We start from the raw sequence: 21,362 nt of genomic DNA, 5'->3' as shown, positions 1-21,362 counted from the left end.
AGTAGAAGTGCCAGTAGAAGGAACTGACGCTGCAAAAGCGACTCCAAAAGTGAAAGATGAAATCACAGCAGGAGAAGTACCAGTAAGTGTCGATCCGGCTACAGATAAAAAAGTAGCAGAAGCAGATAAAAAAGCAATTACAGACGCTGTAGTAGTACCAGAAGGACAACCACAACCAAAAGATAAACAAGTTAAAAATGACGGAGAAATTGTGGAAGGAACAGGAGCGAATACAGGTAAGAAAGTAGTTGTAGTAGAAGTTACATATCCAGATGGATCAAAAGATGAAATCGAAGTACCTGTAAGAAAAGCGACTGATACAGACAAAGCAAAAGCTGATCTAACAAAAGCTGCAGATGCTGAAAAAGCTGAAATCGATGAAGACAATGCATTATCTAAAAAAGAAAAAGAAGCATTGAAGAAACAAGTTGATGAACTGAAAGCAAAACACGAAGAAAACATCGACAATGCAACTTCACCAGAAGCTATAGCGTCAGCAACAGAAAAAGGTAGACAAGAAATTGCTGCTGTTCATACTCCACAAGATATTACAGAAACAGCTAAGAGAAAGTTAACTCCACCAAAAGAAAAGGTTAAAGTTACAGATGTCAATCATTTAACAGATGAAGAGAAAGAAGCTGTTAAAAAAGCGATTGTGGCGACTAACCCTCAACTAGAAGAATCTGAAGTCTATGTGAGTGATAAGGGAGATGTAGCTTCTCCTAAAGGTTACTTGGAAGCAGAAAAAGTTGTTGTTCAAGCATTAAACAAACCAGCGACACCAGTCGTAGTAGCTGATCCAAATCATTTAACAAATGATGAAAAGGAAAAAGTGAAAGAAGCTGTAGCCAACGCAAATCCTGGTCTAAACAAAGACGATATTACAGTCGATGACAAAGGTAATGTAACAACTAAGAATGGCGATAAATTACTTGCAAAAGATGTAGTAACTCCAGCCTTGAAGAAACCAACAACACCAGTTGTAGTTGGAAATCCTAATGCTTTAACAGATAAAGAAAAAGAAGACATTAAGGATGCTGTCGCAGCTGCAAATCCAGGCTTAAACAAAGGTGATGTTACAGTAAATCCTGATGGCAGTGTAACAACTCCAAAAGGAAATCTACCAAAAGAAGATGTTGTAACGACAGTTTTAAATAAACCAAATAAACTTGTTGAAGTAGAAAATCCAAATAGCTTAACAGTTAAAGAAAAAGAAGCCGTTAAGAAAGCTGTTGTAGAGGCAAATCCAGGTTTAACTGAAGATAAAGTCAAAGTTGACGATCAAGGAAATGTCACAACACCACAAGGTAACTTACCAGCAAAAGATGTTGTAACTTCTAGCTTGAAGAAACCAACAACACCAGTTGAAGTTGTTAATCCATCTAAACTGACAGACCCAGAAAAAGCTAAAGTTGTAGAAGAAATTATTAAAAATAACCCTGATTTAGCGGATAAAAAAGATAAAATTAACGTTGATGATCAAGGCAATGTTGAAACACCAAAAGGCAACTTACCAGCAGAAGATGTAGTGACACCAGCCTTGAAGAAACCGACAAAACTTGTCCCTGTTAAAGATGTCAATAACTTATCAGATGCAGAAAAAGACGCTGTTAAGGATGCTGTTGTAGCTGCAAATCCAGGCTTAAACAAGGACGATGTCAAGGTTGATGGTCAAGGCAATGTTGAAACGCCAAGAGGTAATTTACTAGCAGGAGAAGTTGTAACTCCAGCCTTGAAGAAACCTGTCACACCTGTAGAAGTTAAAGATCCTAAAAACTTAACAGAAGCAGAAAAAGACGCTGTTAAGGATGCTATCGTAGCTGCAAATCCAGGCTTAAACAAGGATGATGTTAAGGTTGATGGTCAAGGCAATGTTGAAACACCACAAGGTAATTTACCAGCAAAAGATGTAGTAACACCAGCTTTGAAGAAACCTGTCACACCTGTAGGAGTTAAAGATTCGAATAACTTAACAGACAAAGAAAAAGAAGATGTTAAGAAAGCTATTGTTGAAGCAAATCCAGGCTTAAACAAGGACGATGTCAAGGTTGATGATCAAGGAAATGTTGAGACTCCAAACGGAAATCTACCAAAAGAAGATGTAGTAGTACAAACTGCCAAAGGGCAATCTACAAGTATCTTCAAGCCAGAGTTAGACTTACAAACTGCTTTAGTATCCGGAAAAGCAACTGTTGAAAAAGGCAAAGACTTAACAGACGAAGAAATCCTAAAACAATTAGCACTAGCTGATGGACTAACAGCGAAAATCACTTCTAAACCAACTACAACAGAAACAGGAACTAAAGAAGCAGAAGTAGAAGTAACGCTAGCTGACGGAACTAAAGTAACTGTAAAAGTACCAGTAGAAGTAGTAGATTCATTAGACACGGCTGATAAAGACAACGATCTTGCTAAAGCAAAAGAAGACTCTAAAAAACAAGTAGAAGAAGCTGCTAAGAAAAAACTTGAAGAAATCAAGAACAATAAAGACTTAACAGAAGATCAAAAACAAAAAGCTGAAAAAGAAATCAATAAAGCCAAAGAAGATGCTAATAAAGCTATTGACGAAGCATCATCAGCAGGAACAGCTAAGCAAATTGCAGACCAAGCTAAAGAAAATATTGAAAAATATGATCCAAAAGCTGATGCAGAAGTTAAGAAACCAGATGTGACAAATCTTGATGAAGAAAAAGCGAAAGCAAAAGCTGAGATACTAGAAGAAGCTCAAAAACGCATTGACGAAATCAAGAACAATAAAGATTTATCAGACGAAGCGAAACAAAAAGCTATCGAAGAAATCAATAAGGCCAAAGATAAAGCGATTGAAGACATCAACAAAGGTCAATCTAAAGATGAAATCAATGCGGCGAAAGAAGCTGGTATTCATAAGATAAATGAAGTTCAACCAGAGGGCTCTATCGCATCTAAATTCGAACCGAAAGTTCCTGAAAACAAAGTGGAAGTGGAAAATCCAGCAAAACTTTCAGATGAAGAAAGAGAACAAGTTCGTCAAAACATCGAAGGGGCTAACACATTCCCAGATGGAACAACAGTAGAAGTAAAACCAGATGGAACAGCTGTTATCACATATAAAGATGGTTCAAGCGATACGATTTCTAAAGATAAATTAGTAGCGCCAGCTAACAAAGAGACAGGAACAATCGCGTCAAGAACCGAGCCAGTTATCCCAGGAAAAACACAAGTAGGAAATACTACGAAGTTAACACCAGAAGAACAGGCTGCGGTTAAAAAAGCGGTAGAAGATGCGAACAACTTCCCAGCAGGAACTACAGTAGAAGTAAGACCTGATGGAACAGTAGTCATCACCTATCCAGATAAATCTGTAGATACAATAACAGGGGATAAACTTGTTGAAAAAGGAAGTAAACAAGAAACTCCAAAAGTTCAGACAGATGCAGAGAAGAACCCAGCGCAAGTTCCAGGAAACTTTGTACCTGTTGAAAATACTCACAACTTGACACAGACGGAGCAAGATACTGTAGCAGCTAAGGTCAAAGAAGCAAATCCAGCGGCGACAGATGTTAAGGTATCTAAAGATGGAACAGCAACGCTAACATATGGAGATGGTTCAGTAAACACAATCCCAGGAACCAGTCTAGTAGTAGCCAAAGATACTGACAATGAAGCTTCAACACAAGCCGCGCAAAATCCAGCTGTGGTGCCAGCAACTACAGAAGTTGGAAATGCTCACAGCTTAACACCTGAGGAACAAGCTGCAGTAACAGCTAAAGTACAAGCAGCCAACCCAGCGGCGACAGATGTTAAGGTATCTAAAGATGGCACAGCGACATTGACATACTCAGACGGTTCAGTAAATACAATTCCAGGAACCAGTCTAGTAGTTCAAAAAGAGGAAACTTCAACACAAGAGCAACCAACAATCGCAGAGAAGACAAAAGTAATCATTCCAGCTAACCCTACAAAAGTAGCAGAAGCTACAAGATTAACAGATGCAGAAAAAGAAGCTGTTAAAAAAGCTGTAGTAGATGCAAATGGATTCGGAAGCGATGTTAAAGTTGAAGTAGCTGGAGATGGCACAGCGACAATCGTCTTTAAAGATGGTTCAGCTATTACAATTCCAGGAAATCAATTGGTAGCACAAGATCCAAAAGCACAAGATAGCACTAAACCGATTGCTGAAAAATCAACTGTTAAAGCGCCTGCTCAAAGAGTAGATGTAAAAGATATAACTCATTTAACAGATGAAGAAAAAGAAAAAGTTAAGGTTGCTATTTTACAAGCAAATGGTTCAGCATTAGACGGAGCGACAATCAATGTAGCTGGAGATGGTACAGCAACAATCACATTCCCAGATGGTTCAGTAGTGACGATTCTAGGAAAAGATACAGTTCAACAATCTGCGAAAGGTGAATCTGTAACTCAAGAAGCTACACCAGAGTATAAGCCAGAAACTACACCAGGTGGAGATAATGGAGGCAATACTGGAAGCTCAGATGCTAATGCGAATGCAGGCGGTGGTAGCCAGGCAGGCGGACAAGCTAACACAGGTTCACAAAACCCAGCTCAATCACAAGCTTCTAAGCAATTAGCTACTGAAAAAGAATCAGCTAAAAAGGCCATTGAAAAAGCTGCCAAGGACAAGCAGGATGAAATCAAAGGCTCACCGCTTTCTGATAAAGAAAAAGCAGAACTTTTAGCAAGAGTGGAAGCAGAAAAACAAGCAGCTCTCAAAGAGATTGAAAACGCGAAAACTGTGGAAGATGTGAAGGAAGCAGAAATGATTGGAGTGCAAGCCATTGCCATGGTTGCAGTTCCTAAGAGACCAGTGGCTCCTAATGCAGCTCCTCAGGCAACAAGTGCACCGCAAGCAACTGCAGGAACAATGCAAGATGTTACCTACCAGTCACCTGCTGGCAAACAACTACCTAACACAGGTTCAGCATCAAGTGCAGCACTTGCTAGTCTTGGTCTAGTGGCGGCAACCAGTGGTTTTGCTTTGCTAGGAAGAAAGGCTAGACGTAGAAAATAGGACAGCTAGAAAATTCTATTCTCTACTTAAAGTTAGATTATAAGGGGGATTTTGAGAAGTCATCAATCCTAGTGATGGGTGAGAGAAGTGAGAACCCAAGATAATCACACACTTTATACTCAATGAAAATCAAAGAGCAAACTAGGAAACTAGCCGTAGGCTGTACTTGAGTACGGCAAGGCGACGTTGACACGGTTTGAATTTGATTTTCGAAGAGTATTAGATGAATAGGGATGTTCTATCAATCTAGCCAGTCTCTTCTGTCTCTAACTGTGGAATAGAAGATGGGCAATATCGGATAGAAAAGCTAGCAGAATAGCTCTATTGAAGAGAGGAGGGAAACCGAAAAATTGGGTGCCCCTCCTCTTTTTTGGTATAATAGTAGATAGAAAACGAGGTTAGAAGAGATGATTTTTGATACACATACACACTTGAATGTAGAAGAATTTGCAGGTCGTGAGGCAGAAGAAATTGCCTTGGCTGCTGAGATGGGTGTGACACAGATGAATATTGTTGGTTTTGATCAACCGACGATTGAGCGTGCCTTGGAGTTGGTAGATGAGTATGACCAGCTCTATGCGACAATCGGTTGGCATCCGACAGAAGCTGGTACTTATACAGAGGAGATTGAAGCCTACTTGCTTGACAAGCTCAAGCATCCTAAGGTGGTTGCCTTGGGTGAGATTGGTTTGGATTATCATTGGATGACAGCGCCCAAAGAGGTACAGGAGCAGGTTTTTCGCCGTCAGATTCAGCTATCTAAGGCCTTGGATTTGCCTTTTGTTGTCCACACCCGTGATGCGCTGGAAGATACCTATGAGATTATCAAGGGCGAGGGAGTTGGCCCTCGAGGTGGCATTATGCATTCTTTCTCAGGAACTTTTGAATGGGCAGAGAAGTTTGTCGAGCTTGGAATGACCATTTCCTTCTCAGGAGTGGTGACTTTTAAGAAGGCAACTGACATCCAAGAAGCAGCTAAAGAGTTACCTTTGGACAAGATTTTGGTGGAAACGGATGCTCCCTACTTGGCTCCTGTTCCTAAACGTGGTCGTGAAAATAAAACAGCCTATACTCGCTATGTAGTGGACTTTATCGCTGACTTGCGTGGTATGACGACAGAAGAGCTGGCGGCGGTAACAACTGCAAATGCAGAAAGGGTTTTTGGATTGGACAGTAAGTAATGAAAGAAAAAATTTCCCAAGTCATCGTAGTTGAAGGTCGCGATGATACGGCCAATCTCAAACGTCATTTCGATGTAGAAACCTATGAGACCCGAGGTTCTGCTATCAATGAGCAGGATATAGAGCGGATTCAGCGCCTTCATCAACGTCATGGAGTCATTGTTTTTACAGACCCAGATTTTAATGGGGAGCGGATTCGGCGCATGATTATGACGGCCATTCCAACAGTTCAGCATGCCTTTCTCAAACGAGAGGAAGCTGTTCCCAAGTCCAAGACCAAGGGCCGTTCTCTGGGAATTGAGCATGCCAGTTATGAAGACTTGAAAACGGCTCTAGCTCAGGTGACAGAACAATTTGAACATGAGAGCCAGTTTGACATCAGTCGTAGCGACTTGATTCGCCTTGGTTTTCTAGCAGGGGCAGACAGCCGTAAGCGCCGAGAATATCTGGGAGAGGCTCTCCGAATCGGCTATTCCAACGGCAAGCAACTCCTCAAACGCCTAGAGTTGTTTGGGGTCACCTTGGCAGAAGTGGAAGAAGCTATGAAATCTTATGAGTAGGAAAGATGTAGCTGTTACAATTTTTTAAGTTTCACAGTATTTTTCGAAGCAGGTAGAAGAGGAGGTGTCTGATGTTAATTGGTCAAAAAATTAAAGAGATTCGGATAGAAAAAGGAATTAGTCGTCCAGATTTTTGTGGAGATGAGCAAGAACTGACGGTTCGTCAACTATCGCGAATTGAAAGTGGAGCTTCGCAACCGAGTTTGCCCAAGTTAGACTATATTGCTCGCCGGCTAGGAGTTCCAGCTTATAGCCTTATGCCGGATTTTTCAGCTCTTCCTTCTGCTTATTTAGAATTGAAATACCAGATTTTACGTGAACCAATCTATGGTAAAGAAGAGGAGTACGATAAGAAGGAAGCGTGTTTGGAAGAGATAGAGGATTTATTTTATGAGCAACTTCCTAATGAGGAAAAAGTATGGTTTGAAGCTACTAGAGCAACGATAGATGTTATTCGAAGCGGACGACCAGAATACGGGGAAACCGTACTGGACGATTATTTTAAAACAATTTATAATAAGGAATTGTTTTTGATAAATGAATTAGAAGTTATCAACTTATATTTTGCTATAGTGCTTACAAAGATAAAACAAGGTCAAAATCAGATTGAAGAAATTAACAGAATTCATTCGTTTTTAGTTCGTTTGACAAATCATGTAGAATTAATTACACCAGAATATCTGTTTGCTTTAAGTAACACTTTGTTTTCGGGTCTAGCCTGTTTGGATAATTTGTCGTCTTATGATTCACTAGAATCTTATATCTTTAGCCTTAATCATATAATGGAAAAAACACAAGATTTCCAGAAGAAACCAATTATATTGATGTTGGAGTGGAAATTATCTCTAATAATAAACAATGATTATGTATCTGCCGAACAGTTCTATCAGAAATCGAAGCTATTTGCTGATATAATAGAAAATTCTTATTTAGTTACTATGTTAGAAAAACAATGGCAAGAAGATTTAAAAAAATATTTATAAATATCGTGAAGCAATGACAAAAATGTCCTTGTCCTCGTATCAAAACAGTTCTAAAGTTCGTCTTTAGAACTGTTTTTTTAGATATAAGCTAAAAATAATATGAAATAGTTAGATTTTAAGGACATTGGTGTCCTTGATAGTGTGATAAAGATGGAGTATAATGACTATAAAAGTTCATTTCAGGGTGCTATTTTGACAATTTAGAGAAAAACAAATAATTTTAGAATATCATTTGGTAATATAATAGTATCGAGGAGTATCAATATGAAACAAACAGTTAAAAAATTAGCCCTTGTAGCGAGCATTGCAGCAACATTAGGTGGAGGAGTAGCAGTAGTATCGGCCGCGGTTAAGTATCCAGGTGGTGGTGTCTGGACGTATGGTTCAGCTAACGGCGGTGCGTACTCAAACTACTATCACCCGTCAAAATACCATAGTTCAACGGTTTCTAGCAGATGGAATAGTTCATCTGACAAGGGATATGCTGGTGCTGGAGGGACTTCTCGTGCATGGATTCGTACTTCTTGGGGAGAGAAAGTAAGCTTTTATTATGATTATTAAAAATTATACACGAGAAAGTAAAAACATTTCTGGGTGAGTTGATAACAATGTTTTACTTGGTCATCTCTCTAGCAGGTGACCAAGTAACTTTTTGGAGGAAATGATGAAACGTTTATTTATTTTGATTTCAATGGTATTAGTATCGCTTTATATGGTGATAACTTCCGTTGACCATCGAGAAGAGATTTTATTTGGTAACTATCCTTCTGTTGATGTGACAGGAGTGGTGATAAATCAATCAGTAGCTAGTCGCGAAAAGGTGACAGAGGCTTTGAGTCACTTGGCGGTAGAGCACAATAGTCTCATTGCTCGTCGAATCGTTGAGCCAAATGAAGCTGGAGAAACACGCTTTACCTATGCCACTTATGGTCAGGGAGAGCTTCCAGAAGGTCTGACCATTTCCTCCAAGGAGAGTGCAGAAACGAGTGATTTATTAGGTTCTTACTTGATTGTGTCAGGAAGTTTGGATGGAGTGAGCTTACAGACCACCTTGAAAGAGCTTGGTTATCAAGGCTTTGTTTCGAATGGAGAAGATCCATTTTCGATAGTCTTACTATTGACGGCCACCCCTATGGTGCTACTGAGTCTAGCTATTTTTCTGCTGACTTTTATGAGTCTGACCCTGATTTATCGGATCAAGTCTCTTCGTCAGGCAGGGATTCGCTTAATCGCTGGTGAGAGCTTGTTTGGGGTTGCTCTCAGACCAGTGTTAGAAGATGTGAGACAGCTTATTTTCTCGGTGCTGGTATCCAGTCTTTTAGGATTGGGGATTCTCTGGTATCAAGGTGCCTTGTTTATGGCAACGGTGCAACTGGTCATCATTGCTCTTCTACTCTATGGATTGACCTTGGCAGGGATTTCTACCTTACTAAGTGTCGTGTATCTACTTGGTTTACAGGAAAATAGTCTGGTGGATCTATTGAAAGGGAAACTCCCTCTCAAACGTATGATGACATTGATGATGGTGGGGCAACTTTTAGCCGTACTGGTGGTCGGATCGAGTGCGACTGCTCTCCTACCCCACTACCGTGAAATGCAGGAAATGGAGAAGGCAAGCGATAAATGGAGTCAGTCCTCAGACCGTTACCGTCTATCCTTTGGTTGGTCTAGTGCATTTGCCGATGAAGAAGGAATGCGTAAGGATAATCGTGAGTGGCAGACATTTACTGAAGAGCGGTTAGCCAATACAGACTCTTTTTATATTATGAGCAATGTTGACAATTTCTCAGATGGAGCAGAAGTGGACCTAGATGGCAATCGTCTCAGTGACTACACACCGTCAGGGAATGTTATCTATGTCTCACCGCGCTATCTGATAGAAGAAAAGATTACCGTTTCTTCAGAGTTTATGGACAAGATGCAAAACTTGTCTGAGGGAGAGTTTGGGCTGATCTTGCCTGAGAGCTTGCGAGAGCAGTCTGCCTACTACCAAGGATTATTTACAGATTACCTGCAAAGATTTTCATCTGAAAGTGTAGAAGTGACGAGTCAGAAACACTACCTTCCACAGCTAAGGCTAGCTTTTACAGAAACAGGACAGGAACGTTTCCTCTATAATGATGGGTACAAGACAACACGTCAGTACCTAAAAGATCCGATTATTGTAGTTCTAACGCCGCAAGCGACTGGAACAAGACCTGTTGCAGGAATGTTATGGGGAACTACGGCTAATAGTGCCTTAAAACTAGATCGATATGGAGATAGTATCACCGCTCTAAAAGAGCAAGGTCTGTATCACAAAGTCTCTTATTTGGTAAAAAGCCAGCTATTTTTTGCCAAGGTACTAAATGACAAACGGGTGGAGTTTTACTCTCTCCTTATTGGGACGATTTTGACCCTGTCTACGGCTATCTTGTTATTTGATTCCATGAATCTTCTCTATTTTGAGCAGTTTAGACGGGAGCTTATGATTAAACGTCTTTCTGGTATGACAATTTATGAGCTTCATGGCAAGTACTTACTGGCGCAAGGAGGAGTTCTCTTGCTTGGCCTAATCCTATCTAGTGTTTTGACAGGAGATAGTTTGATCAGCGCTTTAGTTGTAGCTTTATTTACTCTTAACGCCCTCTTGATTTTAGTAAGGCAGGATAAAAAGGAAGAAGCTGGTAGCATGGCAGTATTGAAAGGAAAATAAGATGATTGATATTCAAGGATTGGAAAAGAAGTTTAATGACCGCGCGATTTTCTCTGGTTTGAATCTCAAGCTGGAGAAGGGCAAGGTTTATGCCTTAATCGGAAAGAGTGGAAGCGGAAAGACGACGCTGCTGAATATCTTAGGAAAGCTAGAAAAGATAGATGGTGGAAGGGTTCTCTATCAGGGGAAAGATTTAAAAATCATTCCCACTCGTGAGTATTTTCGAGACCAGATGGGCTATCTCTTTCAAAATTTTGGCCTCTTAGAAAACCAATCAATCAAAGAGAATTTGGATTTGGGCTTTGTCGGTCAAAAAATTTCAAAAGTAGAACGTTTGGAAAGGCAAGTGGAGGCTTTAGAAAAAGTTAATCTAGGGTATTTGGATATAGAACAAAAAATTTATACTTTATCTGGGGGAGAGGCCCAACGAGTTGCCCTTGCGAAGACTATTTTGAAAAATCCACCCTTGATTTTGGCAGATGAACCAACAGCAGCTCTTGATCCTGAAAATTCAGAGGAGGTTATGAATCTCTTGGTGGGCTTGAAAGATGAAAATCGAATGATCATCATTGCGACCCATAATCCCCTAGTCTGGAATAAGGCCGATGAAATCATTGATATGAGGAAACTTGCTCATGTGTGAAAAAATCCGTATTCGCAGGGTATCTGATTATCCGAGTGCCAGAGGTGGTTTAGAAGATATTCTCATCATGGAAAACATGACCAATCATCTCCTTTTAGTTCAAATTCGAGTGAATGGCTATTTGCTTGATTTTGCTAGCATTGAAGGGCAAAGGCAAAAGCATTATCGTTTGAAAAATTTACCTCAAACGGTTGAACTGACAGTGGATGATGTGGAGGAGGATGTAGATTTGACCCTACCTGAAAATCGAAGTTATAAAGAAGCTGATTTTTTGATACTCAATGAAAATCAAAGAGCAAACTAGGAAGCTAGCCGCAGGCTGTACTTTAGTACGGCAAGGTGAAGCTGACGTGGTTTGAATTTGATTTTCGAAGAGTATGAACGTATGTTTCGAGAGAAGCGCTAAGTCCCCCTTTAAAGATTTCCAAGACTATCTTTCTTCATGAGGAAAGATAGTTTTTTGGTATGATTTTCACCCCCAAAATACAAGGGGAATGTGTTACAATAGTAGTAACAGATATTAGAAAAGAGAATAGATGAGAATTGCAGATTATAGCGTGACCAAGGCAGTACTGGAGCGTCACGGTTTTACCTTTAAAAAGTCCTTCGGGCAAAACTTCTTGACCGATACCAATATTCTACAAAAAATCGTGGATACGGCTGAGATTGATGACCAGGTCAATGTTATCGAAATTGGACCAGGGATTGGTGCCTTGACGGAGTTTTTGGCTGAGCGTGCGGCTCAAGTCATGGCCTTTGAGATTGACCACCGTTTGGTGCCGATTTTGGCAGATACCCTGCGTGATTTTGATAATGTGACCGTGGTAAACGAGGACATTCTCAAGGTTGATTTGGCGCAGCATATCCAGAATTTTAAAAATCCTGATCTGCCAATCAAGGTAGTGGCTAATTTGCCTTACTACATCACGACGCCTATTCTCATGCACTTGATCGAAAGTGGCATTCCTTTTAGTGAGTTTGTGGTTATGATGCAGAAAGAAGTGGCGGATCGTATCTCAGCTCAACCTAACACCAAGGCTTACGGTAGCTTGTCAATTGCGGTTCAGTATTACATGACTGCCAAGGTTGCCTTTATCGTGCCTCGTACGGTCTTTATGCCAGCACCAAACGTGGACTCAGCTATTTTGAAAATGGTGCGTCGTCCAGAGCCAGCCGTAGCAGTGGAAGACGAGAACTTCTTCTTTAAGGTTTCTAAGGCAAGTTTCACCCATCGCCGTAAAACCTTGTGGAACAATTTGACAGGTTACTTTGGCAAGACTGAAGAGGTCAAGGACAAGCTGACCAAGGCTTTGGACCAAGCAGGCTTGTCACCAAGTGTGCGTGGGGAAGCTCTCAGCTTGGAAGAATTTGCCAGCCTAGCAGATGCACTTAAAGGGCAAGGACTCTAAGATGCAGGGACAAATCATTAAATCCTTGGCTGGATTCTACTATGTAGAGAGTGACGGCCAGGTTTATCAAACACGCGCGCGTGGGAATTTCCGTAAAAAAGGCCATACCCCTTACGTTGGGGACTGGGTCGATTTCTCTGCCGAGGAAAATTCAGAAGGCTATATTCTCAAGATTCACGAACGGAAAAACAGTCTGGTCCGTCCGCCCATTGTCAATATCGATCAAGCTGTGGTAATCATGTCCGTCAAGGAACCGGACTTCAACAGCAATTTGCTGGATCGTTTCTTGGTTCTTTTGGAACACAAGGGTATCCATCCCATCGTCTATATTTCCAAAATGGACCTACTGGAAGATAGAGGGGAACTGGATTTTTACCAGCAGACCTATGGTGACATCGGCTATGACTTTGTGACCAGTAAAGAGGAACTCCTTCCTTTGTTAACAGGCAAGGTTACAGTTTTCATGGGGCAGACAGGTGTTGGTAAGTCAACCCTTCTCAATAAAATCGCACCAGATCTCAATCTTGAAACAGGAGAAATCTCAGACAGTCTGGGTCGTGGGCGCCATACCACTCGAGCAGTTAGTTTTTATAATCTCAATGGGGGTAAAATCGCGGACACACCAGGTTTTTCATCACTGGATTATGAAGTGTCAACGGCTGAAGAACTTAATCAGGCCTTTCCAGAGATTGATAGTGTCAGTCGAGACTGCAAATTCCGTACTTGTACCCATACCCACGAGCCGTCCTGTGCAGTGAAGCCAGCAGTCGAGGAGGGAGTCATTGCGTCCTTCCGTTTTGAAAATTATCTGCAATTCCTTAGCGAAATTGAAAATCGCAGAGAAACCTATAAAAAAGTCAGCAAAAAAATTCCAAAATAAGGAGAAACCTATGTCTCAATACAAGATTGCTCCGTCAATTCTGGCAGCAGATTATGCCAACTTTGAACGTGAAATCAAACGCCTAGAAGCAACTGGGGCAGAATATGCCCATATCGATATCATGGATGGTCACTTTGTACCACAAATCAGTTTTGGTGCAGGTGTGGTCGAGAGTCTTCGTCCTCATAGTAAGATGGTTTTCGATTGCCACTTGATGGTGTCAAACCCTGAGCATCATTTAGAAGATTTTGCGCGTGCGGGAGCAGATATCATCAGTATCCATGTAGAAGCAACGCCTCATATTCATGGTGCCCTCCAAAAAATTCGTTCACTCGGTGTCAAGCCATCAGTTGTCATCAATCCTGGTACGCCTGTTGAAGCTATCAAGCACGTCCTTCATCTAGTTGACCAAGTTTTAGTCATGACAGTTAACCCAGGCTTTGGTGGACAAGCCTTTCTACCAGAGACCATGGATAAGGTCCGTGAGTTGGTTGTACTTCGTGAGGAAAAAGGTTTGAAATTTGAGATTGAAGTGGATGGTGGGATTGATGACCAAACTATTGCTCAAGCCAAAGAAGCTGGTGCGACCGTTTTTGTAGCAGGTTCCTATGTCTTTAAGGGAGATGTCGATGAGCGAGTACAAACTCTCAGAAAACAACTGGACTAGGGTTGCCGTTTTTGCAGGCGGAGACCGTGGTCATTATCGGACAGATTTTGATGCTTTTGTTGGGGTGGATCGCGGCTCGCTCTGGGTCTTGGAGGAAGACTTGCCTCTCGCTCTAGCAGTCGGAGATTTTGATTCTGTGACTGCAGAAGAGCGACAGTTGATTCAAAAACGTGCCCAGCATTTTGTTCAAGCCCGACCAGAAAAAGATGATACCGATTTGGAATTGGCTCTCTTAACCATCTTTGAGCAAAATCCTCAGGCTAAGGTCACTATTTTCGGTGCTTTGGGTGGTCGTATCGACCATATGATGGCCAATGTTTTTCTTCCTAGCAACCCCAAGTTGGCGCCTTATATGCGCCAGATAGAAATTGAGGATGGGCAAAATTTGATTGCCTATTGTCCAGAAGGGATCAGTCAGCTACATCCCCGTTCAGACTACGACTATCTTGCCTTTATGCCGGTTCGGGATAGCCAGCTGACTATTCTCGGAGCCAAGTATGAGTTGACAGAGGAAAATTTTTTCTTTAAAAAAGTGTACGCTTCTAACGAATATATAGATAGGGAAGTTTCGGTGACTTGCCCAGATGGCTATGTGGTCGTGCTGCATAGTAAGGACAGGAGGTAGGATGGAAAGTTTACTTGTTCTATTATTGATTGCCAACCTAGCTGGACTCTTTCTGATTTGGCAAAGGCAGGATAAGCAGGAAAAACATCTCAGTAAGAGCTTGGAGGATCAGGCAGATCACTTGTCAGACCAGTTGGATTATCGCTTTGAACAAACCAGGCAAGCCAGTCAGTTAGATCAAAAAGATTTGGAAGTGGCTGTCAGCGACCGTTTGCAAGAAGTGCGAATCGAATTGCACCAAGGCCTGACCCAAGTCCGTCAAGAAATGACAGATAATCTCCTCCAAACCAGAGACAAGACTGACCAACGTCTCCAAGCCTTGCAGGAATCAAATGAGCAACGTTTGGAACAAATGCGCCAGACAGTCGAGGAAAAACTAGAAAAGACCTTGCAGACACGCTTGCAAGCTTCCTTTGATACAGTTTCCAAACAACTGGAGTCGGTCAATCGTGGTCTTGGAGAAATGCAGACAATTGCCCGTGATGTCGGCGCCCTCAACAAGGTTCTCTCTGGAACCAAAACGCGAGGGATTCTGGGAGAATTGCAATTGGGGCAAATCATCGAAGACATCATGACTCCTGCCCAGTACGAACGAGAATATGCAACGGTTGAAAACTCTAGTGAACGAGTGGAGTATGCTATCAAGTTACCTGGTCAAGGCGACCAGGAATACGTCTATCTGCCAATTGACTCTAAGTTTCCACTAGCAGATTATTACCGCCTAGAAGAAGCCTATGAAGCAGGTGACAAGGACGAAATTGAACGCTGTCGTAAGTCGCTACTAGCAAGCGTCAAACGATTTGCCAAGGATATTAAGAGCAAGTACATAGCACCGCCTCGGACGACCAATTTTGGAATCTTGTTTGTTCCGACAGAAGGTCTCTACTCAGAAATTGTCCGCAATCCTGTCTTCTTTGATGATTTGAGGCGGGAGGAGCAGATTATTGTCGCAGGTCCCAGTACCCTGTCAGCTCTGCTCAACTCCCTATCGGTTGGCTTCAAGACTCTCAATATCCAAAAGAGTGCCGACCATATCAGTAAGACCCTTGCTAGCGTTAAGACTGAGTTTGGTAAGTTTGGTGGCATTCTGGTTAAGGCACAAAAACACCTCCAACATGCCTCTGGCAATATTGATGAATTATTAAACCGTCGCACCACAGCTATTGAGCGGACGCTCCGTCACATTGAGTTATCAGAAGGTGAGCCTGCGCTTGATCTACTCCATTTCCAAGAAAATGAGGAAGAATATGAAGATTAGTCACATGAAAAAAGATGAGCTGTTTGAAGGCTTCTACCTAATCAAATCAGCTGACCTGAGGCAAACTCGAGCTGGGAAAAACTACCTAGCCTTTACCTTCCAAGATGATAGTGGCGAGATTGAAGGGAAACTCTGGGATGCCCAACCTCATAACGTTGAGGCCTTTACCGCAGGTAAGGTTGTCCACATGAAAGGACGCCGAGAAGTTTATAACAACACTCCACAGGTCAATCAAATCACTCTACGCTTGCCTCAACCTGGCGAACCCAATGATCCAGCTGATTTCAAGGTCAAGTCACCAGTTGATGTCAAGGAAATCCGTGACTATATGTCGCAAATGATTTTCAAAATTGAAAATCCTGTTTGGCAACGGATTGTCCGAAAGCTCTACACCAAGTATGATAAGGAATTCTACTCCTATCCAGCTGCCAAGACCAACCACCATGCCTTTGAAACAGGTTTGGCCTATCATACGGCGACCATGGTGCGTTTGGCAGATGCTATTAGCGAAGTTTATCCTCAGCTCAATAAGAGCCTGCTCTATGCGGGGATTATGCTGCATGACTTGGCTAAGGTCATTGAGTTAACGGGGCCAGACCAGACCGAGTACACAGTGCGAGGCAATCTCCTTGGGCATATTGCTCTAATTGATAGCGAAATTACCAAGACCGTTATGGAACTTGGCATTGATGATACTAAAGAAGAAGTCGTTCTGCTTCGCCACGTCATCCTCAGTCATCACGGCTTACTAGAGTATGGAAGTCCGGTTCGTCCACGTATTATGGAAGCAGAGATTATCCATATGATTGACAATCTGGATGCAAGCATGATGATGATGTCAACAGCTCTGGCTTTGGTGGATAAGGGAGAGATGACCAATAAAATCTTCGCTATGGACAATCGTTCCTTCTATAAACCAGATTTAGATTAATAATTTAAGAAAAATGAGCATTTTTTAGGATAAGAATGTTCGTTTTTTTATGTGAATATGGTATAATAAGTAAAAGACAAAAATGAATACTCTTCGAAAATCTCTTCAAACTAGGGTAGTATCGCCTTGTCGTATGTATATATGCATGTATATTACAGGAATTGTCAGTTCTATCGACAATCTCAAAACAGTGTTTTGAACCACCAGCGGCCAGCTTTCTAGTTTGCTTTTTGATTTTTTGAATAAAAATGGAATAGGAAATAGAAATGAAATTAAGAAGAAGTGATCGGATGGTTGTCATTTCCAACTATTTGATTAATCATCCTTATAAACTAACTAGTCTCAATACTTTTGCTGAAAAGTATGAATCTGCTAAATCATCCATCTCAGAAGATATCGTCATTATCAAACGAGCCTTTGAGGAAATTGAAATCGGTCATATCCAGACAGTAACTGGTGCTGGTGGTGGTGTCATTTTCACACCATCAATCTCAAGCCATGATGCCAAGGAAATGGTTGAGGACTTGCGTGCCAAGTTGTCAGAAAGTGACCGTATCTTGCCAGGTGGTTATATCTACCTGTCTGATTTGCTTAGCACACCAGCTATCTTGAAAAATATTGGTCGCATTATTGCCAAGAGCTTTATGGATCAAAAAATTGACGCGGTTATGACAGTAGCGACTAAGGGTGTTCCGCTTGCAAATGCAGTTGCCAATGTCCTCAATGTTCCCTTTGTCATTGTGCGCCGTGACCTGAAAATTACCGAAGGTTCAACGGTTAGCGTCAACTATGTATCCGGTTCAAGTGGTGACCGCATTGAGAAAATGTTCCTTTCAAAACGCAGTCTCAAGGCAGGCAGCCGTGTCTTGATTGTGGATGACTTCTTGAAAGGTGGCGGAACGGTCAACGGGATGATTAGTCTCTTGCGCGAGTTCGACTCAGAATTGGCAGGTGTAGCGGTTTTTGCGGATAATGCCCAAGAAGAACGTGAAAAGCAGTTTGACTACAAGTCACTCTTGAAGGTAACCAATATTGATGTCAAGAACCAAGCCATCGATGTTGAGGTTGGCAATATCTTTGACGAAGATAAATAAGAGATAGAACTAAAGGTTGGAACGATTGTCCCAGCCTTTCTTTGCAAATAGAATAGAAGGAAACTTATGAAAATACCATTTATCAATAAAGAAGACTTAGAAGCGATTGTTGCCGAGTTCCCGACACCTTTTCACTTGTATGATGAGAAGGGGATTCGTGAGAAGGCAAGAGCCGTCAACCAAGCCTTTTCGTGGAACAAGGGCTTTAAGGAATATTTTGCAGTTAAGGCTACTCCAACACCAGCTATTTTAAAAATTCTCCAAGAGGAAGGTTGCGGTGTGGACTGCTCTAGTTATGTAGAGCTCTTGATGAGTCATAAATTGGATTTCCCTGGTTCTGAGATTATGTTCTCTTCAAACAACACGCCAGATAAGGAATATGCCTATGCGCGTGAATTGGGTGCTACCATTAACTTGGATGCATTTGAAGATATTGAACATCTGGAGCGTGCAGCAGGTATTCCAGAAATCATCTCTTGTCGTTACAATCCCGGAGGCGTTTTTGAGCTAGGAACAGATATTATGGACAATCCTGGAGAGGCTAAGTTTGGCATGACCAAGGACCAACTCTTTGAAGCCTTTGCCATCTTGAAGGAAAAAGGAGCCAAGACTTTTGGGATTCACTCCTTCCTAGCGTCCAATACCGTGACCCATCTCTATTATCCAGAGTTGGCTCGTCAGCTTTTTGAATTGGCTGTTGAAATCAAGGAAAAGTTGGGCATTTCGCTAGACTTTATCAATCTTTCTGGCGGTATTGGTGTTAACTATCGTCCTGAGCAGGAGCCGAACGATATTGCCTTGATTGGTGAGGGAGTTCGTAAGGTGTATGAAGAGGTCCTTACGCCAGCAGGTCTTGGTCAGGTTAAGATTTTTACCGAATTGGGTCGTTTTATGCTAGCCCCTCACGGTGCTTTGGTCACAAGAGTCACTCATAAGAAGGAAACCTACCGTACCTATCTAGGTGTGGATGCATCAGCAGTCAATCTCATGCGTCCAGCTATGTACGGAGCCTACCATCATATTACTAACGTGACCCATCCAGATGGACCAGCTGAAGTGGTTGATGTGGTTGGTTCACTCTGTGAAAACAATGATAAATTTGCAGTCAATCGCGAACTACCTCATACAGAAATCGGTGATTTGCTGGTCATTCATGATACAGGTGCTCACGGATTTTCAATGGGCTACCAGTACAATGCCAAACTTCGTTCTGCAGAAATCCTTTATACCGAAGAAGGTAAGGCCTGTCAAATTCGCCGTGCAGAGCGCCCTGAGGACTATTTTGCAACCTTGTATGGCTTTGATTTTGAAGAATAAAATGATAAGTCATTGAAAATGAAATTGAAAAACAGATTGCTTTCTAAAAAATAGGCAAAAATCTTGTTTTTCCTTCAAGTCGTGATATAATAAAACTATAAAACGTTTTCAAGGAAGGTAACGATATGTCTGAAGAAACAATTGATTATGGACAAGTGACAGGGATGGTGCATTCGACAGAAAGCTTTGGGTCAGTAGATGGGCCTGGTATTCGCTTTATTGTCTTTTTGCAGGGCTGTCACATGCGTTGCCAGTACTGCCATAACCCGGACACTTGGGCTATGGAGTCCAATAAATCACGTGAACGGACGGTAGATGATGTCTTGACAGAGGCCTTGCGCTACCGCGGTTTCTGGGGAAATAAGGGTGGGATTACAGTCAGTGGAGGAGAAGCCCTCTTGCAGATTGATTTCCTGATTGCCCTCTTCACCAAGGCCAAGGAACAAGGAATCCACTGTACCTTGGACACCTGTGCCCTTCCTTTCCGTAATAAACCACGTTACCTTGAGAAGTTTGATAAACTCATGGCTGTCACTGACTTGGTCCTCTTGGATATCAAGGAAATCAACGAAGAACAGCACAAGATTGTAACTAGCCAAACCAATAAAAACATCCTGGCTTGTGCCCAGTATCTATCAGATATTGGAAAACCTGTCTGGATTCGCCATGTGCTAGTTCCAGGATTGACAGACAGAGATGATGACTTGATTGAACTTGGTAAGTTCGTCAAGACCCTCAAAAATGTGGATAAGTTTGAAATTCTACCTTATCACACTATGGGTGAGTTCAAATGGCGTGAATTGGGAATTCCTTATTCCCTCGAAGGGGTTAAACCACCAACAGCAGACCGCGTTAAGAATGCTAAACAACTCATGGATACCGAAAGTTACCAAGACTATATGAAACGTGTACATGGATAAAAAAGAAGCCTGATGGAAACATCGGGCTTTTGATACTCAATGAAAATCAAAGAGTAAACTAGGAAGCTAGCCACAGGCTGCTCAAAACAGTGTTTTGAGGTTGTGGATAGAACTGACGAAGTCAGTAACCATACCTACGGCAAGGCGAAGCTGACGTGGTTTGAAGAGATTTTCGAAGAGTATGACTTGCAAAAAGACTTAGCAAACCAGCTAAGCCTTTTTCTTCTTATCTCGAACGTTGTTTTCCAGCGTTGCGATTTTTGTGTTTTTTCTTGCTTGTGATAGCAGTTGGTTGTTCGGGGGTAACGTCTTTTCGTCCACTTGGTGTAGAGAAAGCACTTGCTTTTGGTGGGTTCTTGGCTAGTTCTTCACGGACTTTTTTGCGAAGTTTTGGACGAACGATATAGTTGACGATAAATTGTTGGAGAATCATCATGAAACCACCGACAACCCAGTAAAGTGTAACACTAGCTGGTGAGATGAGGGAGAAGCCGGCAATCATGACTGGGCTCACGTAAGCCATTTTCTTGATTTGATCTCTTTGCGTTTGATCCTCTACTCCGTGAAGTGAAAGGAGTGATTGAAGATAGTAAAGGACACCAGCGCAGGCAGCCAAAATCATACTTGGAGAGCCTAGAGGGATGCCTAGGTAGCTTGCTTGAGCAACTCCTTCAGTATGTTGGGCAGTAAAGTAGATGGCAGAGAAGAAAGGCATTTGAAGGAGGAGAGGGAAACATCCTACACCACCAAACATACTGATGCCATGCTCTTTTTGAGCAGCAAAGAGAGCTTGTTGGGCTTCGAGTTTTTCTTCTTGAGTAGTTGCTTCCTTGAGACGCGTTTGGTGTGGCTCAAGGACGTGCTTGAGGGCGTTCATCTTTTCAGAGTGAAGCGTTGCCTTCCATGATTGGTAGATACCAAGTGGCAAGATAATCAAGCGCACGATAATGGTTACGATAATGATAGCGACACCAAAGCCTAGACCTTTATCATTGGCGAAGTACTTGATAGCTTCAGCCATAGGCGCTCCGAAAGTATTCCAAATGACTCCTGTTGGCTGGCCTGTGGATTTATCAACATTGACACAGCCAGTCAAGACAAGCAACATAGCCACTCCCATAGCTGAGAGTGCAAAACGTTTAATAGATTTCACTGTTTTTATTCCTTCTTTAAAAATTATACCTTTCT

18 protein-coding genes and 1 pseudogene are annotated in these 21,362 nt (G+C 41.9%); 18 read left to right on the top strand and 1 reads right to left on the bottom strand.

The genetic code is table 11. The features are described from left to right. Window positions 1–7 precede the first annotated feature (7 nt). The 18 genes and pseudogenes from HW098_RS09770 to pflA form a co-directional block, all read left to right on the top strand. Window positions 8–3,859 (top strand): annotated as a pseudogene (locus HW098_RS09770) (DUF1542 domain-containing protein); the annotation flags it as partial. After that, the gene (locus HW098_RS10840; protein WP_345789781.1) at window positions 3,842–5,011 is read left to right on the top strand and encodes a DUF1542 domain-containing protein; all 1,170 of its coding nucleotides are present in this window, start codon (window positions 3,842–3,844) and stop codon (window positions 5,009–5,011) included. The pseudogene HW098_RS09770 and the gene HW098_RS10840, both read left to right, overlap by 18 nt. Before the next feature lie 407 nt (window positions 5,012–5,418). Then, window positions 5,419–6,192, top strand: coding sequence for a TatD family hydrolase (locus HW098_RS09765; RefSeq protein WP_176139974.1), 774 nt, complete (start codon window positions 5,419–5,421; stop codon window positions 6,190–6,192). Further along, window positions 6,192–6,752 (top strand): ribonuclease M5, encoded by a 561-nt coding sequence (gene rnmV, locus HW098_RS09760; RefSeq protein WP_176139973.1) that lies wholly within the window; start codon window positions 6,192–6,194, stop codon window positions 6,750–6,752. The genes HW098_RS09765 and rnmV overlap by 1 nt, the downstream gene beginning before the upstream one ends. Before the next feature lie 71 nt (window positions 6,753–6,823). Next, window positions 6,824–7,735, top strand: a complete 912-nt coding sequence (locus tag HW098_RS09755) for an XRE family transcriptional regulator (RefSeq protein WP_176139972.1) — start codon at window positions 6,824–6,826, stop codon at window positions 7,733–7,735. 264 nt (window positions 7,736–7,999) lie between these two features. Then, window positions 8,000–8,296 (top strand): lactococcin 972 family bacteriocin, encoded by a 297-nt coding sequence (locus HW098_RS09750; RefSeq protein ID WP_176139971.1) that lies wholly within the window; start codon window positions 8,000–8,002, stop codon window positions 8,294–8,296. Window positions 8,297–8,399: 103 nt separating this feature from the next. Next, window positions 8,400–10,430 carry a bacteriocin-associated integral membrane family protein gene (locus HW098_RS09745; RefSeq protein WP_176139970.1) on the top strand — a complete coding sequence of 677 codons (2,031 nt, stop codon included), beginning with the start codon at window positions 8,400–8,402 and terminating at the stop codon, window positions 10,428–10,430. A 1-nt stretch (window position 10,431) separates the two neighbouring features. Further along, on the top strand, window positions 10,432–11,073 hold the full coding sequence (locus HW098_RS09740) for an ABC transporter ATP-binding protein (RefSeq protein WP_176139969.1): 642 nt from the start codon (window positions 10,432–10,434) through the stop codon (window positions 11,071–11,073). Then, on the top strand, window positions 11,066–11,377 hold the full coding sequence (locus HW098_RS09735; protein WP_166736444.1) for a hypothetical protein: 312 nt from the start codon (window positions 11,066–11,068) through the stop codon (window positions 11,375–11,377). Before HW098_RS09740 ends, HW098_RS09735 begins: the two co-directional genes overlap by 8 nt. A gap of 232 nt (window positions 11,378–11,609) precedes the next feature. Then, entirely contained in the window at window positions 11,610–12,482 is an 873-nt protein-coding gene (gene rsmA, locus HW098_RS09730; protein WP_176139968.1) for a 16S rRNA (adenine(1518)-N(6)/adenine(1519)-N(6))-dimethyltransferase RsmA, read from the top strand. A gap of 1 nt (window position 12,483) precedes the next feature. Next, complete coding sequence (gene rsgA / locus HW098_RS09725; protein ID WP_176139967.1) at window positions 12,484–13,362, top strand: ribosome small subunit-dependent GTPase A; 879 nt, start codon at window positions 12,484–12,486, stop codon at window positions 13,360–13,362. 10 nt (window positions 13,363–13,372) lie between these two features. After that, entirely contained in the window at window positions 13,373–14,029 is a 657-nt protein-coding gene (gene rpe, locus HW098_RS09720; protein WP_176139966.1) for a ribulose-phosphate 3-epimerase, read from the top strand. Then, the gene (locus tag HW098_RS09715; protein ID WP_176139965.1) at window positions 13,992–14,654 is read left to right on the top strand and encodes a thiamine diphosphokinase; all 663 of its coding nucleotides are present in this window, start codon (window positions 13,992–13,994) and stop codon (window positions 14,652–14,654) included. The genes rpe and HW098_RS09715 overlap by 38 nt, the downstream gene beginning before the upstream one ends. Before the next feature lies 1 nt (window position 14,655). Beyond that, window positions 14,656–15,912: a DNA recombination protein RmuC gene (locus HW098_RS09710; RefSeq protein WP_176139964.1), complete on the top strand. Its 1,257-nt coding sequence runs from the start codon at window positions 14,656–14,658 to the stop codon at window positions 15,910–15,912. Beyond that, window positions 15,902–16,843 carry a 3'-5' exoribonuclease YhaM family protein gene (locus HW098_RS09705; protein ID WP_000703198.1) on the top strand — a complete coding sequence of 314 codons (942 nt, stop codon included), beginning with the start codon at window positions 15,902–15,904 and terminating at the stop codon, window positions 16,841–16,843. The genes HW098_RS09710 and HW098_RS09705 overlap by 11 nt, the downstream gene beginning before the upstream one ends. 266 nt (window positions 16,844–17,109) lie before the next feature. Beyond that, complete coding sequence (gene purR, locus HW098_RS09700; RefSeq protein WP_001825276.1) at window positions 17,110–17,937, top strand: pur operon repressor; 828 nt, start codon at window positions 17,110–17,112, stop codon at window positions 17,935–17,937. 66 nt (window positions 17,938–18,003) lie between these two features. Further along, window positions 18,004–19,254: a diaminopimelate decarboxylase gene (locus HW098_RS09695; RefSeq protein WP_176139963.1), complete on the top strand. Its 1,251-nt coding sequence runs from the start codon at window positions 18,004–18,006 to the stop codon at window positions 19,252–19,254. A 125-nt stretch (window positions 19,255–19,379) separates the two neighbouring features. Next, window positions 19,380–20,174: a pyruvate formate-lyase-activating protein gene (gene pflA, locus HW098_RS09690; RefSeq protein WP_001288289.1), complete on the top strand. Its 795-nt coding sequence runs from the start codon at window positions 19,380–19,382 to the stop codon at window positions 20,172–20,174. Between the two features lie 226 nt (window positions 20,175–20,400). On the opposite strand, the gene yidC is transcribed toward pflA, so the two are convergent. Continuing rightward, window positions 20,401–21,327, bottom strand: a complete 927-nt coding sequence (yidC, locus tag HW098_RS09685; RefSeq protein ID WP_176139962.1) for a membrane protein insertase YidC — start codon at window positions 21,325–21,327, stop codon at window positions 20,401–20,403. Window positions 21,328–21,362: the final 35 nt, after the last annotated feature.

It is taken from the genome of Streptococcus sp. 1453 (assembly GCF_013276955.1).
GTDB lineage: Bacteria > Bacillota > Bacilli > Lactobacillales > Streptococcaceae > Streptococcus.
Note: the sequence above shows the minus strand (reverse complement) of the source record. Positions and strands in the feature narration are given on the sequence as shown.

Bases quoted from the DNA above. Each gene is read 5' to 3' on its own strand.
- rnmV (WP_176139973.1), top strand. From the start codon at position 6,192: ATGAAAGAAAAAATTTCCCAAGTCATCGTAGTTGAAGGTCGCGATGAT.
- rpe (WP_176139966.1), top strand. From the start codon at position 13,373: ATGTCTCAATACAAGATTGCTCCGTCAATTCTGGCAGCAGATTATGCC.
- HW098_RS09755 (WP_176139972.1), top strand. From the start codon at position 6,824: ATGTTAATTGGTCAAAAAATTAAAGAGATTCGGATAGAAAAAGGAATT.
- HW098_RS09740 (WP_176139969.1), top strand. From the start codon at position 10,432: ATGATTGATATTCAAGGATTGGAAAAGAAGTTTAATGACCGCGCGATT.
- HW098_RS09705 (WP_000703198.1), top strand. From the start codon at position 15,902: ATGAAGATTAGTCACATGAAAAAAGATGAGCTGTTTGAAGGCTTCTAC.
- HW098_RS09710 (WP_176139964.1), top strand. From the start codon at position 14,656: ATGGAAAGTTTACTTGTTCTATTATTGATTGCCAACCTAGCTGGACTC.
- rsgA (WP_176139967.1), top strand. From the start codon at position 12,484: ATGCAGGGACAAATCATTAAATCCTTGGCTGGATTCTACTATGTAGAG.
- rsmA (WP_176139968.1), top strand. From the start codon at position 11,610: ATGAGAATTGCAGATTATAGCGTGACCAAGGCAGTACTGGAGCGTCAC.
- HW098_RS09750 (WP_176139971.1), top strand. From the start codon at position 8,000: ATGAAACAAACAGTTAAAAAATTAGCCCTTGTAGCGAGCATTGCAGCA.
- HW098_RS09695 (WP_176139963.1), top strand. From the start codon at position 18,004: ATGAAAATACCATTTATCAATAAAGAAGACTTAGAAGCGATTGTTGCC.
- HW098_RS09745 (WP_176139970.1), top strand. From the start codon at position 8,400: ATGAAACGTTTATTTATTTTGATTTCAATGGTATTAGTATCGCTTTAT.
- purR (WP_001825276.1), top strand. From the start codon at position 17,110: ATGAAATTAAGAAGAAGTGATCGGATGGTTGTCATTTCCAACTATTTG.
- pflA (WP_001288289.1), top strand. From the start codon at position 19,380: ATGTCTGAAGAAACAATTGATTATGGACAAGTGACAGGGATGGTGCAT.
- HW098_RS09715 (WP_176139965.1), top strand. From the start codon at position 13,992: ATGAGCGAGTACAAACTCTCAGAAAACAACTGGACTAGGGTTGCCGTT.
- HW098_RS09765 (WP_176139974.1), top strand. From the start codon at position 5,419: ATGATTTTTGATACACATACACACTTGAATGTAGAAGAATTTGCAGGT.
- HW098_RS09735 (WP_166736444.1), top strand. From the start codon at position 11,066: ATGTGTGAAAAAATCCGTATTCGCAGGGTATCTGATTATCCGAGTGCC.